At 26.3% G+C, this 13,179-nt stretch carries 11 protein-coding genes; all 11 read right to left on the bottom strand.

The annotated features are described in order from the left end of the window. Positions 1-137: 137 nt before the first annotated feature. On the bottom strand, positions 138-1,352 hold the full coding sequence (locus BQ2505_RS06015; protein ID WP_074016870.1) for a class I SAM-dependent methyltransferase: 1,215 nt from the start codon (positions 1,350-1,352) through the stop codon (positions 138-140). An 11-nt stretch (positions 1,353-1,363) separates the two neighbouring features. Continuing rightward, positions 1,364-2,251 carry a CobW family GTP-binding protein gene (locus tag BQ2505_RS06010; RefSeq protein WP_074016869.1) on the bottom strand — a complete coding sequence of 296 codons (888 nt, stop codon included), beginning with the start codon at positions 2,249-2,251 and terminating at the stop codon, positions 1,364-1,366. A gap of 14 nt (positions 2,252-2,265) precedes the next feature. Further along, positions 2,266-3,429: a glucose-1-phosphate adenylyltransferase subunit GlgD gene (gene glgD / locus BQ2505_RS06005; protein WP_074016868.1), complete on the bottom strand. Its 1,164-nt coding sequence runs from the start codon at positions 3,427-3,429 to the stop codon at positions 2,266-2,268. Positions 3,430-3,431: 2 nt separating this feature from the next. Further along, positions 3,432-4,571, bottom strand: a complete 1,140-nt coding sequence (locus tag BQ2505_RS06000) for a glucose-1-phosphate adenylyltransferase (RefSeq protein WP_074016867.1) — start codon at positions 4,569-4,571, stop codon at positions 3,432-3,434. Positions 4,572-4,770: 199 nt separating this feature from the next. After that, positions 4,771-6,597 (bottom strand): 1,4-alpha-glucan branching protein GlgB, encoded by a 1,827-nt coding sequence (gene glgB / locus BQ2505_RS05995; RefSeq protein ID WP_074016866.1) that lies wholly within the window; start codon positions 6,595-6,597, stop codon positions 4,771-4,773. A 31-nt stretch (positions 6,598-6,628) separates the two neighbouring features. Then, positions 6,629-8,995, bottom strand: a complete 2,367-nt coding sequence (locus BQ2505_RS05990) for a glycogen/starch/alpha-glucan phosphorylase (RefSeq protein WP_074016865.1) — start codon at positions 8,993-8,995, stop codon at positions 6,629-6,631. 9 nt (positions 8,996-9,004) lie between these two features. Next, on the bottom strand, positions 9,005-10,507 hold the full coding sequence (gene malQ / locus BQ2505_RS05985; RefSeq protein WP_074016864.1) for a 4-alpha-glucanotransferase: 1,503 nt from the start codon (positions 10,505-10,507) through the stop codon (positions 9,005-9,007). A gap of 212 nt (positions 10,508-10,719) precedes the next feature. Next, positions 10,720-11,367: an esterase/lipase family protein gene (locus tag BQ2505_RS05980; RefSeq protein WP_074016863.1), complete on the bottom strand. Its 648-nt coding sequence runs from the start codon at positions 11,365-11,367 to the stop codon at positions 10,720-10,722. 67 nt (positions 11,368-11,434) lie between these two features. Further along, positions 11,435-12,331 (bottom strand): polyprenyl synthetase family protein, encoded by an 897-nt coding sequence (locus BQ2505_RS05975; protein ID WP_074016862.1) that lies wholly within the window; start codon positions 12,329-12,331, stop codon positions 11,435-11,437. A 1-nt stretch (position 12,332) separates the two neighbouring features. Next, on the bottom strand, positions 12,333-12,545 hold the full coding sequence (gene xseB, locus BQ2505_RS05970) for an exodeoxyribonuclease VII small subunit (protein ID WP_074016861.1): 213 nt from the start codon (positions 12,543-12,545) through the stop codon (positions 12,333-12,335). A 64-nt stretch (positions 12,546-12,609) separates the two neighbouring features. After that, positions 12,610-13,164 carry a 16S rRNA (guanine(966)-N(2))-methyltransferase RsmD gene (gene rsmD, locus BQ2505_RS05965; RefSeq protein WP_074016860.1) on the bottom strand — a complete coding sequence of 185 codons (555 nt, stop codon included), beginning with the start codon at positions 13,162-13,164 and terminating at the stop codon, positions 12,610-12,612. Positions 13,165-13,179: the final 15 nt, after the last annotated feature.

The following is a 13,179-nucleotide window of genomic DNA, read 5'->3' as shown; positions in this document are numbered from 1 at the left end:
CTCCATATGTAATTCGCTAATATAAGGTTGCTGAACACCTTTATTATGCGTTAATCTTATTTATATTAACATATAATTATTATCTTGTCAATTAAAAAAAGAATTTTTTCTTATAAAATATTATTTATTTAAATAATTTAATTAATCTTTTTAAAATATTTTTTAATTAACTCCTCTAACATGGGTTCAATTCCTAAAAATTTTTTTAATTTATTATACTCTTCTAATTTCTCATCATAATTTATATTGTTTGATTTTATTGCTCTTATTAAAATATTTTTTGGAGTATGTTCAACATCTATAAATTCTAACATTTTAGTTTTGTACCCACAAAGTTCTAATCCTAATGAACGAAAACTATCAGTTGCTAAAGTAGCAAATTTATCAAGAACAACTCCATTTTCAGTCATAATTTTTAAATTATTAAAAATTTCAGAGTTTTTGTTTTTTAAAATTTTATCAAAAAATTCATGATGACAACAAGGGACAGCAAGTATAGCTTTAGCATTTAGACTTAATGCTTTTTCTAGTGAATAATCAGTAGCATTATTGCAAGCATGAAGTGAAAAAACTAAATCAACTTCCTCTACATTTTCATAGTCTTTTATATTTCCATTAAGAAATTCTAAATTTTCATAGCCTAATTTTTTTGCAGTTTTATTACAAAATTCAATTACATCTTTTTTTAAATCTAGACCAACTATTGAAAAACTTAAATCATCTCTGTATTTTTGTAGATAATAATAAAGAGCAAAAGTTAAATATGATTTCCCACAGCCAAAATCCAATATTTTAATTTTATTCTCAATAAGTTTTTTTTCTTTCATTTCTTTAATGGAATCATCAATAAATTCGAGATATTTATTAATTTGTCTAAATTTATTATAATTAGCTTTTAATACTTTTCCATCTTCTGTCATAACATCTAACTCAATAAGGAAATCTATTTTTTCGCCTTCATTTAAAATATATTTTTTCTTTTTATTATGTTCTAAATTGACTTCTTTAAAATTATTTTTATTTTCTTTTTTAGAAAAATCATTTTTATTTTTTTTCTTTAAATAAGTTAAATCTAGTCCTAGTTTTTGAACTAATATTTGAGAATATGTACTCACATATTTATCTATAATAGTTAGTAAGATATCATTATCTTTAATATCTATATTTTTATGAAAGGCCTTATTATTTTTAAAACTTTCAATTTGGATTGCTTCTCCATTTTTCAATTGAATTGGTTTTATAATAATTTTTTCAAACTCAGCATTCTTAGTATTAGAAAATATTATTTTTCTATAAGACTTATCTATTTTTATTTCATTTAATATTTCATTTATTAGTTTTTGAAAATCCATCTTTATTCCTTTTATATATCTTCTAATTTCTTAATATCTAAGTTATTTCCAATTATAACTATCTTTGAGTTTGTAGCTTTTTCAATTGCTTCCATCTCAAAATTTTTATGAACTAAATTAAATTGTCCCCAATAACCACCTATATCCACAATTCCTTTAGCCCTATATACTTTTCCATATTTCCCTTCAATTAACTCTTCTAAAAACTTCCCTAATTTATCCATATTATTTAAATTTAGATTTTCTTTAGAAAATGTTCTTAAATTAATATGTGTCCCTATTGAAAAATTTTTATCAATAACTTTATTTTCGAAATCTCTATTTAATATTTCTTCATACCATTCTTTAGAAAAATATCTATAATCTTCACTAATAATTTCTATATTATTATTAATTTCTAAAATTTTTTTAATAATATCTTGTTTTTTATTAAAATTAATATTTTGAAGTTTAGTTAAAATTATTTTTCCTGTATTTTTCAAATTATCGATAAAAAAATTTTTAAAACTTTCTATATATTCTTCAAAGGAAGTAACATCTATAAATGTAAGTGGATTTAGAAATTGTATATCTATATCTTTGATTTCTTTAATGTTTTCAAGAATAGAGCTTAACATTCCAACACCAGTCGGTTCAATTATTAGATATTCTGGTTCTATTTCTTGATATATTCTTTTTATAGAATTTTTAAAATCCCCTTTCATAGAACAACAGATACACCCCTCTGCCATTTCCCAAACTTTTAAATTTTCCTTACTATTTAAAAAATCTTTATCTACACCTACGTCAGCATATTCATTTTCTAAAATAACGAACTCTAAATTAATATGCTTTGCCATTTCTTTTATAAATGTGGTTTTCCCAGCACCAAGAAAACCACTTAATAATAATACTTTCATTCTATTTCTTCTTTCTAATCATTATTTATATAATCTATTAAATCTTTATATTTATTAATATCCCATCTGATTTGCTTTTCAATTACTAGTGGATGTTCTGGAGAAGCATTTAATTTTTCTTCAGAAGCTATTATATTATTCTTATCTATTATGATATTTTTTAAAATAGCATTAGATTTTATAGTACAATCTTGAAGAACTATACAATTTTCTAAAACTGCTCCTTTTTCTACTATTGTTCCACGAGATAGTACACTATTTTTTAATCTACCTTCTATTATACAACCGTTTGAAACAAGAGAGTTTTCTACTTCAGCAGTCTTTTTAAATAATGCTGGTGGAGTATCTTTCATTCTTGTAAAAATTTTTCTATCGTTATTTTCTCCAAATAAATCTTCTCTTATTTCTTTATTTAAAATATCCATATTAAACTCAAAATATTCCTTTGTTGAGCTTATATGTTTAGAATATCCTTTAAATTCATAAGAGTTTACTTCCAAATTATCTAAATCTCTAGCTATTAATTCAGGTAAAGTAGCATATTTATTATTTTTTATACTATCTATTAAAAGTTTCATAGCTAATTTTTTACTTATAACAAAAGTCTCTAATGAGATATTTCCTCTAGCTTGTGAAATAATATTTTGGCCTATGCTAATAACTCTTTTATTTTTATCTAATTTAATTGCATTACAATGTTCAGGATAATCACTTGATTTATTAATCTTTTTATAAACCATAGTTATTTCCTTTCCAGATTCTTCATGCTTTTTGATTATATCATTAAGATCTAAGTTACACAATACATGAGCACTTAAAATAACTATATTTTCTTGTGAACTTCTCATCAAATATTCCATATTTTTTTCAATTCTATCTCTATTCATAGAAAGGTTATTATCTGACATTTGTCTAAAAATAAAAATTCCATCTTTTTTTCTGGCTAAATCCCATTCACTACCTATACCTATATGATCAGTTAGAGAGCTAATATCTTCCTCTCCAGAAAATAATCCTACATTCCTAATACCTGCATTAACGGAATTAGATAAAGCAAAGTCAATAATACGATATGACCCTGCAATAAGAATAGAAGATAAAGGTCTTGATTTTGTCAATGAGCTTATATTTTTTTTATCTTCACCTAAGTAAATAACACTCATATAATTTTTAATCATAATTATTTCATCTCCTTATTTATAGTTTTATTTTCTCCAATGACCATAATACTTTTTCCATTTCCAATTTCAATATTATCTAAAATATTTACATCATTAGCAATAATAGATTTTTTTATAATAACATTTTCTCCAATAACAGTATCAGACATAATTATAGAATCAATAATTTTACTACCTTTTCCAACCCTAACTCCAGGAAAAATTACAGAATTTTGGATTTCTCCATCTATAAAACAACCTTTGTCTATCAATGTATTTTTAATTTTTGCTTCGGGAGAAAAGTATGATGGTACATATACTTTTTGTCTTGTATTAATTCTCCAAGATTTATCAAAGAGATCTAACTCATTATCCTCTTTTAATAAATCCATATGGGCTTCCCAGAAGCTTTGAATTGTACCTACATCTTTCCAATATCCTTCAAACGGGTAAGCAAACATTTTTTTACCGTCATTTAACATATTAGGAATTATATTTTTACCAAAGTCATTATCAGACTTACTATCTTTTTCATCTGATATTAGATACTCTTTTAATAACTTCCAATTGAATATATATATACCCATAGAAGCTAAATCACTTTTTGGTTTTTTAGGTTTTTCTTCAAATTCATATATAGACATATCTTCATTAGTATTCATTATTCCAAAACTTGGTGCTTCTTCAATAGGAACTCTAAATACTCCAATAGTAGCATCAGCATTTTTTTTAATATGAAAATCTAGCATTTTATCATAATCCATTTTATAAATATGATCACCAGATAAAATTAAAATATACTCTGGGTCATACTCTTCAACAAATTTTATATTTCTATAAATAGCATTAGCTGTTCCTTTATACCAACCTTTTTCATCATTTTTTTTAGTATGTGGTTGTAATACAGTAACTCCACTATTCAATCTATCTAAATCCCATGATGATCCTCTACCTATATGTTTATTTAAAAGATGAGGTTCATATTGAGTTAATACTCCTACTGTATCAATTCCTGAATAAGAGCAATTAGTTAAAGTAAAATCGATGATTCTATATTTTCCCCCAAATAATACTGCTGGTTTTGCAGTATCTTCTGTTAATTCTTTCAGTCTACTACCTTGTCCACCAGCTAAAATCATAGCAATAATCTTTTTCTTCATAGTTGAGCCTCCTTAAATCTGTATATTTTAAAAGTTTTAAATTAAATATTGAAAGTAGTCTCTCAAGAAACTAATTTTATCTTTTTTTTCTCTAACTTTATTCTTTTTCATACTTTAATAAATAAAATCTCTTGACAGCCATATGAGTTCTACGAGCTCAATGAACACAGGCTCTTCAAACTAATACGGACGTCAGAGACTAATTTTCATTTTTAATTTTGATGAACAAAGAAGAATTTTTTGAAACATCAATTTCTATATGATATTTACGATAATTCCATTCTTCATTTATAGTTTTAAAGTTTTTCTTTTTATTTTTTGAATCTCCACCAAATTTTTTATCATTACTATTTAAAATAATTTCATACTCTCCATTAAAAGGAACTCCTATTTTATATTTTTTTTGCTCCTTTCCAGAAAAGTTGAATACTGCAATTATAAATTCACTCATATCCGGAATTTTTCTTAAAAATACTATCATATTTTCTTGTATATTCTCATGCTCTATCCATTCAAAACCATCTTGACCATCATACCATAAAGCTTTCTCCTCTAAATACATTTTATTTAAAGCTTTAGTATATTCTTGAATATCTTTACTTCCTTGGTTTTCATTTAATAGCTTCCATTCAAGTTCTTCATAGTATCTCCATTCCAAACCTTGAGAAAATTCATTCCCCATAAAATTCAATTTTTTCCCAGGGTGAGCCATTTGATATGAATATAAATTTTTAACATGAGACAACTTATCTTCATAATATCCAGGCATTTTATTTAATATAGAATTTTTACCATGTACAACCTCATCATGTGAAAGAGGAAGTAAAAAGTTTTCAGAAAAAGCATACATAAATGAAAAAGTTAGTTTTCCATGATGATCTTTTCTAAAAAATGGATCTATACTCATATATTTTAAAGTATCATTCATCCAGCCCATATTCCATTTAAAATCAAAACCTAGTCCATTATCACTCGGATATTTTGTTACAAGTGGATAAGCCGATGAATCTTCTGCAATTAACATAATATCATGAAATTTTTGATGTAAAGTTTGATTTAAATATTTCAAAAACTCTATTGATAAAAGATTTTCACTGTTATCTTTGAAATACAACATATTGGATATAGCATCCATTCTAATTCCATCTATATGAAATTCTGTTAACCAAAAATTAAAAGCTGAAAGTAAAAATGATTTTACTTCATTTCTACTAATATTAAAATTAGCTGTTCCCCATTCATTTTCACCTAATTCAGCATTTTCAAACTCATAACAAGCTGAGCCATCAAACCTATATAAGCCATGAGCATCTTTACAAAAATGCCCTGGGACTAAATCAAGAATGACTCCAATTTTATGTTGATGCAAATAATTTATAAAATACATAAAATCTTCAGGACTTCCATATCTGCTTGTAGCTGAAAAATATCCTGTCCCTTGATAGCCCCAAGAAGCATCAAAAGGATATTCTGTTATAGGCATAATTTCAATATGTGTATAATTCATTTCATTTAGATATTCAACTAATTTTTCAGCCAGTTCTCTATAATTATAAAAAGTACCGTCATCTTTTAAAAGCCATGATCCTAAGTGTACTTCATATATATTTATAGGAGCTGTAAAATCTAATTTTCTTTTATTAAGCCATCTTTTATCTCCCCAACGAAATTTAGGAAGACCATATACTATGGAAGCTGTATTTGGTCTAATTTCAGAATAAAAGGCATAGGGATCAGATTTTAAAACCATTTCTCCATTTTCTTTCTCTATTCTAAATTTATAGATATTTCCCTTTTTTAATTTTAAAATTTCAACTTCCCAAACTCCAGCTTCTGTTATTCTCTTACAAAAATCAATATCTCTTGGTATCCAATTATTAAAATCTCCAACAATAGCTGCTGATTTTGCATTTGGTGCCCAAACACGAAATATTGTAGAAGTTCTACTAGGATGAGCCCCTAGATATTTATATGTTTCCGTTAATTCTCCACGATGAAATAAATATTGTTCAAAACTTGCATTCATATTGTCACCTCTTATATTTTATTGTGAATACTTATATTTTACTTTCCTTGATTCCCCAAATTTCATTGGCATATTCTAATATTGTTCTATCAGATGAAAATTTACCAGCATTAGCAATATTTATTAGCATCTTTTTTGCCCAAGTAATTCTATCTTTGTAATCTCTATTAATATCTCTTTGAGTTTTTCTATAATTTTCAAAATCTTCTAAAACAAAATATTGATCTCCATATTCCATAAGTGAAGAATAAATTTCTCTATAAATTCCACTACCTAAATCACTTAAACTTCCATCTATTAGTGCATCTACAACTTTTTTAAGACCAGTAGTATTATTGTATGGATATCTAGGATCATAACCTTTATGTTTTAATGCATCTATATCCTCTACTTTCATACCAAAAATATATTCATTTTCTTCTCCGGCTTCTTTAGCTATCTCAACATTTGCACCATCTAGAGTCCCTATTGTTAATGCTCCATTTAGCATAAACTTCATATTTCCTGTTCCAGATGCTTCCTTACCTGCTGTTGAAATTTGTTCTGATATATCAGCTGCAGGAAATATTTTTTCTGCAACTGTAACTCTATAATTTTCTATGAATACAACCTTTAATTTATCTTTTACATCTGCATCTGAATTTATTACTTGAGCAACATCATTTATTAAACGAATTATTCCTTTTGCAATTCTATATCCTGGTGCTGCTTTAGCTCCAAATATATAAGTAACCGGAGTAAAGTCCATATTTGGATTTTGTTTTAATTGATTATATAGGTCATATACTTGGAATATATTCAATAATTGTCTTTTGTATTCATGTAATCTTTTTACTTGTACATCAAATATAGAATTTGGATTAACTTCTACACCTTGGACTTCTCTTAGATAATCAACAAGTTCTTTTTTCTTTTCAGTTTTTATATCCAAAATCTTATTTAATACTTCCTCATTATCAATATATTTCTCTATTTTTTTTAATTCTGATAGGTCAGTTATCCATTTATTTCCAATTAAATCTGTTATTAAATTAGAAAGTTGAGGATTAGATTTTAATAACCATCTTCTAGGAGTTATTCCATTAGTTTTATTTAAAAATTTTTCTGGATATAATTCATACCAATCTTTTAACTCACGATTTTTTAAAATTTCTGTATGTAATTCTGCAACTCCATTTATTTTATGACTTCCATAAATAGCAAGCCAAGCCATATGTATCATATTTCCGTTTATAATAGACATTCTTTCTTGCTTTGCAATATCATTAGGGTATAAATTGGCAAGTTCTGCTCTAAGTTGATTATGTATTCCTTCAGTTATTTGGAAAATTCTAGGTACAACTTCTTGATATAGTCCAACCCACCATTTTTCCATTGCTTCTGCAAGTATTGTATGATTCGTATAAGAGAAAGTTTTTTTAACAATTTCCCAAGCATCTTCCCATTTTATAGATTCAATATCAACAAGTATTCTCATAAGTTCAGGTATTCCTATAACAGGGTGAGTATCATTTAATTGGATTGCAACATAATCTGAAAATTTTTCAAATTCTCTTCCATGTACTTTCTTAAATTTTTTAACTATATCTTGTAACGAAGCTGAAACAAAGAAATATTGTTGCTTTAATCTTAATTTTTTACCCTCATCCGTAGAATCATTTGGATATAAGACTCTTGATATATCTTCTGCTAAAGTCTTATCTTGAGTTGCATATAAATAATTTTGTTGATTAAAAACTTCTAAATTTAAGTCCACTATAGAATGTGCTTCCCATAAACGAAGAGTATTTATATTTTTTGTATCATAACCAATAATTGGCATATCATATGGCAATGCTTTAACAGAACCATTACCAAAAGTTACAATTACTTCATCTTCAGGTCTTTCAATAGACCAAACATCTCCATAATTAAGCCAAGTTTCAGGTTTTTCAACTTGATACCCATCTCTCATAAATTGATTAAATATACCATTTCTGTATCTTATGCTATATCCTTGACCCGGTAAATTCAAAGTTGCCAATGAATCCATAAAACAAGCTGCTAGTCTTCCAAGACCACCATTTCCCAAAGCTGCATCTTCTTCTTCATCTTCAACCTTATTATAATCTATACCAATTTCTTCTAGAAACTCTCTAATTTCTTTTTCGATTCCAAGATTAATTAGGTTGTTCCCTAAAGCTCTCCCCATTAAAAATTCAGAAGATAAATAAAATACTTGTTTCTCTTGTGAATATTTTTGTTTAGTATCATACCAATCCCTAGCTATGAAACTAATAACTGTTTCACCTAAAGCTTGATATACTTCGAAATTACTTGCATCTTTTAATGTAACACTAAACTTTTCTAACAATTTTTCTTCTAATTTTTCTTTCCATAATTCTTTTTCAAATTTCATCTTTTTCTCCTAATCTTTATTCCTATTGTATTTATTAACTAAAAAATTTAATTTATTTTCTAAATCTGGGTGCCTATAATTCTTGTATACTCTCCACTCCCAATTTTTTCCAACAGTTGATGGAGTATTCATTCTACTATCTTTTCCTAATCCTAATATATCTTGAAGAGGAATTATAACTTTGTTTGCCTTAGATGAATACAATACTTCTAAAGCTCTCCATTGAATTGGCTCCCAAATATTAGCTCCATTTTTTTCAAGTATATCTTTTAAACTCTCATCACATATAAACTTTTCATTTTTTGATAGATTTTCATACCATTCAACTATTGTCATATTATCATGAGTTCCTGTGTAAGCAACACAATTTTCTGGATAATTTTTTGGTTGGTACATATTATCCCACTCAGCCATTCCAAATTGTAATACTTTTATATTTGCATATTGAGTCTGTTTCAATAATTTGAATACATCTGGAGTTAGTGTTCCCAAATCTTCAGCTATAAACTCTATATTTTTAACTTTATTTTCAATTTTCTTAAAAAAGATATATCTAGGACCTATTTTCCATTTTCCCTTAGCTGCAGTTTTATCTCCATATTTTACAGACCAATACGATGCAAAACCTCTAAAATGGTCAAGTCTTAAAACATCATACAATAAAGAACAATGTTTTATTCTTGCTGTCCACCATTCATACTGTGTTTTTTCATGTTCTTTCCAATTATACAGAACATTCCCCCATAGCTGACCATCTTTTGAAAAATAATCAGGTGGACAACCTGCAACACTTTCTATTTTTAGATGTTTATCAAACATAAAAAGTTCTGGATTTTTCCAAGTATCAGAACTATGAGTAGCAACATAAATAGGCAAATCCCCAACAATTTTTATACTATTCTCATTTGCATATTCTTTTAGTTTTTTCCATTGCTTATAAAAATAATATTGAATAAAACTTTGATATTTATATTCTTCCTTAGCTTCTATTTTTAATTCTAATAACCTATTAGTGTCCCTTACTTTATCTTTTCTATCCCATTGATTCCAAATTTTTCCTCTATATATTTTATTCAGATATAAAAAGATAGAGTAATCTTCAAGCCAAAATTTATTTTTCTCTTGAAATTCTTGCAATTCTTTTATTTCTTTATTTTTGCAAAAAAAAGCCATAGAAGCTTTTTTTAATAAAAACTCCTTACGGCTTTTTATAACATCATAATTGACAGGAGCTACCTCCTGTTTCAATTCATTTATATCTTCAAAGTTTAAATATCCTTCTTTAACTAATTCTTCCAAATCAATGTACAAAAAATTCCATGCAAAAGTTGATGGAGATTGATAAGGTGAATTTCCATATTCAATAGGACATAATGGAAGAATCTGCCACAATTTTTGTCCACTAGCTTTTAAAAAATCTACAAATCTATATGCTTCCTCTCCTAAATCACCTATACCGTAAGGACTAGGGAGAGAACTTATTGCAAGTAAAACTCCAGCTTCTCTATTCATAAAAAACTTCCTTTTAACTTTTCTTTAATCATAGCATATTTTTATATTTTTTTCTATCTTAATTTAAGATAAAATTATTAATTTTTGTATTTTTTATTCTGAAAGTATAAATTTAAATAATAAAATTAGTCTCTGACGTTCGTATTAGTTCGAAGAGGCTGTGTTTATTCCGTCCGTAGAACTCATATACTGTCAAGAGACTTTATTTATAATTATTCTGTCTTAAATTTTCCTTTTGTTATAAAATTATGAATATATCTAGCTGTTCCAATTTTTTTGTTCAATTCGTTATGTGTAATTGGAATCAGTACCTTATCTTTAGCTTCCTTTATATCGACATCTTTCATTTCGATATATCCATCATTAAATTCACCTAACCATTTACCAAAGAAACCTGTACTCTCTCTTCCTATTATAAGTCCTATCTCTATATTTTTAGGAAAATTCCTTTTATCTTTTTTCATTTTTGAATAAGTTGCTAATGGTTTAAAAATTAAATCTATGAAAGGAAAAGCTCTCTTTAATCTTCTGTGCAATGTTGAATCATTTATAGGAGATGATATTAATATAATTTTATCTACCACTCCTTTTAATTCATTATCTTTTAATGTTTCTTTTATAAGAACACCACCAAAACCAAATCCAATTAAGACTATTTCATTTTTTTTAGTCAAACCTTCTTCTTTTAATGTTAATAGATATTTTTTTAATATGTCTATTGAGATTTCAATTTTTGGAAATGTTAAAGGAAAATTTAAATTATCGACATTATATCCCATATTCATTAAATTATCTTCAAGTTCGTCCATATCTTTATAATTTCTAAAAAATCCATGTATAAGAGCTACTCTATAATTCATTTTTACGTCCTTCTATTTTTATAAATTATATCTTAATAAAATTTTAGCTATAATTTATAGATATATTTTAAGAATTTCTATTTTTTATAAAATCTGCCAATAAAATAAAATTTTTACCTTGTTCAAATCCAAAATTTTCTATTATTATATTTTTAGCATTTTCTACAGTTGTATCTAAAATCTCTTTAGTTTTTTCCATTCCAATTATACTAGGATATGTGGCCTTATGTAAATTCTCATCACTACCAACATATTTTCCTAATTGTTCAAAGCTACCTTCAACATCTAAAATATCATCTTTTATTTGAAATGCCAAACCTATTAAATCAGCATATTCCTGCAATTTGCTTGCAACATTTCCCTTTATATCAGCTATAATACAAGCAATTTCAATTGGTAATTTAATCAATTTTCCTGTCTTATGACTATGTATATATTTTAAAGTTTGTAAATCGATATTTTTATTTTCACTTTCAATATCAATCATTTGACCACCTATCATGCCATCTATACCTGAATATAATGCTGTCTTGGAAATTATATCAACTATTTTGTCCGAACTTAAAAACTCTTTATTCTTTTCTGACAAAATATAAAATGCATGTGTCAATAAAGAATCACCTATAAGTATTCCTTCAGCTTCTCCAAACATTTTATGTGTTGTTAATTTTCCCCTTCTATAATCATCGTTATCTAAGGCAGGCAAATCATCGTGAACAAGTGAATAAGAATGTATCATTTCCAATGCAACAGCTGATTTCATTCCTAATTTTATATCTTTGTTTAGTAATTCTAATGTTGCAAGTAAAAGAAAAGGTCTTAATCTCTTTCCACCATTTAAAGTTGCATACGACATACCTTCTGAAATAGTTCTTGGATAGCTTAAATCATCTAATTCTTTTTTTAATTCCAATTCAAAAATTTCAATTTTTTCTTTTAAATAATCATAGAATTCATTTGACATTTTAAATCTCCTCTATATCAATTTCTCCATTTGCTTCAATTACTTTTAAAATTTTTCCTTCTGCTTCATTCAAAACCTTAGATGCTTCTTTTATAAGTTTCATAGCTACTTCATATTCTTTTATTGATTCATCTAGATTAAGTTCTCCACTTTCTAACTTTTTAATAATTTTATCTAATTCTTCTAAGTTATTTTCAAAAGTATTTTTTGACATGGTGTTCTCCTTTTTTTAAAATTTTATATTGAGCTCGTAGAACTAGTACGGCTGTCAAGAGACTTTAATTAGAATAAGTAAAAAAAGTTATTACTTTTTTATTATATTTTCTCTCATCAGTCTTTGTAAAACAATAAACCTTATCTTCCAATTCCTCCAATAAATGATGCTCACAAATAATAAGTCCATCATCTGCTAATATCTCTGCTTTTTCAATTGCTTTAAGAACTTTTTTTGTAACATTATCTTGATAAGGTGGATCCATAAAAATTATATCAAATTTTTCTTTTTTTCTTCCTAAAATTTCTATTGCTCTTATTACATCATTTTTATAGGCTCTACATCTATCACTAAAATTTAAATTGTTTATATTTTCTATAATATATTTTAAAGCTTCTGAATCTTTCTCTATCATAACAGCTCTTTTTGCTCCTCTACTTAAAGCTTCAAGAGATATACTCCCACTTCCACTGAATAAATCAAGAAAATTTGAATCTTCAATGTATGGTGCAATTATTGAAAATAAAGATTCTTTAACACTTTCAAGAGTAGGTCTTGTATCAAAACCTTTTCTAGTGCTAATCTTCCTATTCTTAGCTTCTCCAGCTATTATTCTCATCTTTTACCTCACTTC

Source organism: Fusobacterium massiliense, assembly GCF_900095705.1.
Classification (GTDB): domain Bacteria; phylum Fusobacteriota; class Fusobacteriia; order Fusobacteriales; family Fusobacteriaceae; genus Fusobacterium; species Fusobacterium massiliense.
Note: the sequence above shows the minus strand (reverse complement) of the source record. Positions and strands in the feature narration are given on the sequence as shown.

Coding starts and splice junctions, on each gene's coding strand:
- BQ2505_RS06015 (WP_074016870.1), bottom strand. CDS start 1,352: ATGGATTTTCAAAAACTAATAAATGAAATATTAAATGAAATAAAAATA.
- BQ2505_RS06010 (WP_074016869.1), bottom strand. CDS start 2,251: ATGAAAGTATTATTATTAAGTGGTTTTCTTGGTGCTGGGAAAACCACA.
- glgD (WP_074016868.1), bottom strand. CDS start 3,429: ATGATTAAAAATTATATGAGTGTTATTTACTTAGGTGAAGATAAAAAA.
- BQ2505_RS06000 (WP_074016867.1), bottom strand. CDS start 4,571: ATGAAGAAAAAGATTATTGCTATGATTTTAGCTGGTGGACAAGGTAGT.
- glgB (WP_074016866.1), bottom strand. CDS start 6,597: ATGAATGCAAGTTTTGAACAATATTTATTTCATCGTGGAGAATTAACG.
- BQ2505_RS05990 (WP_074016865.1), bottom strand. CDS start 8,995: ATGAAATTTGAAAAAGAATTATGGAAAGAAAAATTAGAAGAAAAATTG.
- malQ (WP_074016864.1), bottom strand. CDS start 10,507: ATGAATAGAGAAGCTGGAGTTTTACTTGCAATAAGTTCTCTCCCTAGT.
- BQ2505_RS05980 (WP_074016863.1), bottom strand. CDS start 11,367: ATGAATTATAGAGTAGCTCTTATACATGGATTTTTTAGAAATTATAAA.
- BQ2505_RS05975 (WP_074016862.1), bottom strand. CDS start 12,331: ATGTCAAATGAATTCTATGATTATTTAAAAGAAAAAATTGAAATTTTT.
- xseB (WP_074016861.1), bottom strand. CDS start 12,545: ATGTCAAAAAATACTTTTGAAAATAACTTAGAAGAATTAGATAAAATT.
- rsmD (WP_074016860.1), bottom strand. CDS start 13,164: ATGAGAATAATAGCTGGAGAAGCTAAGAATAGGAAGATTAGCACTAGA.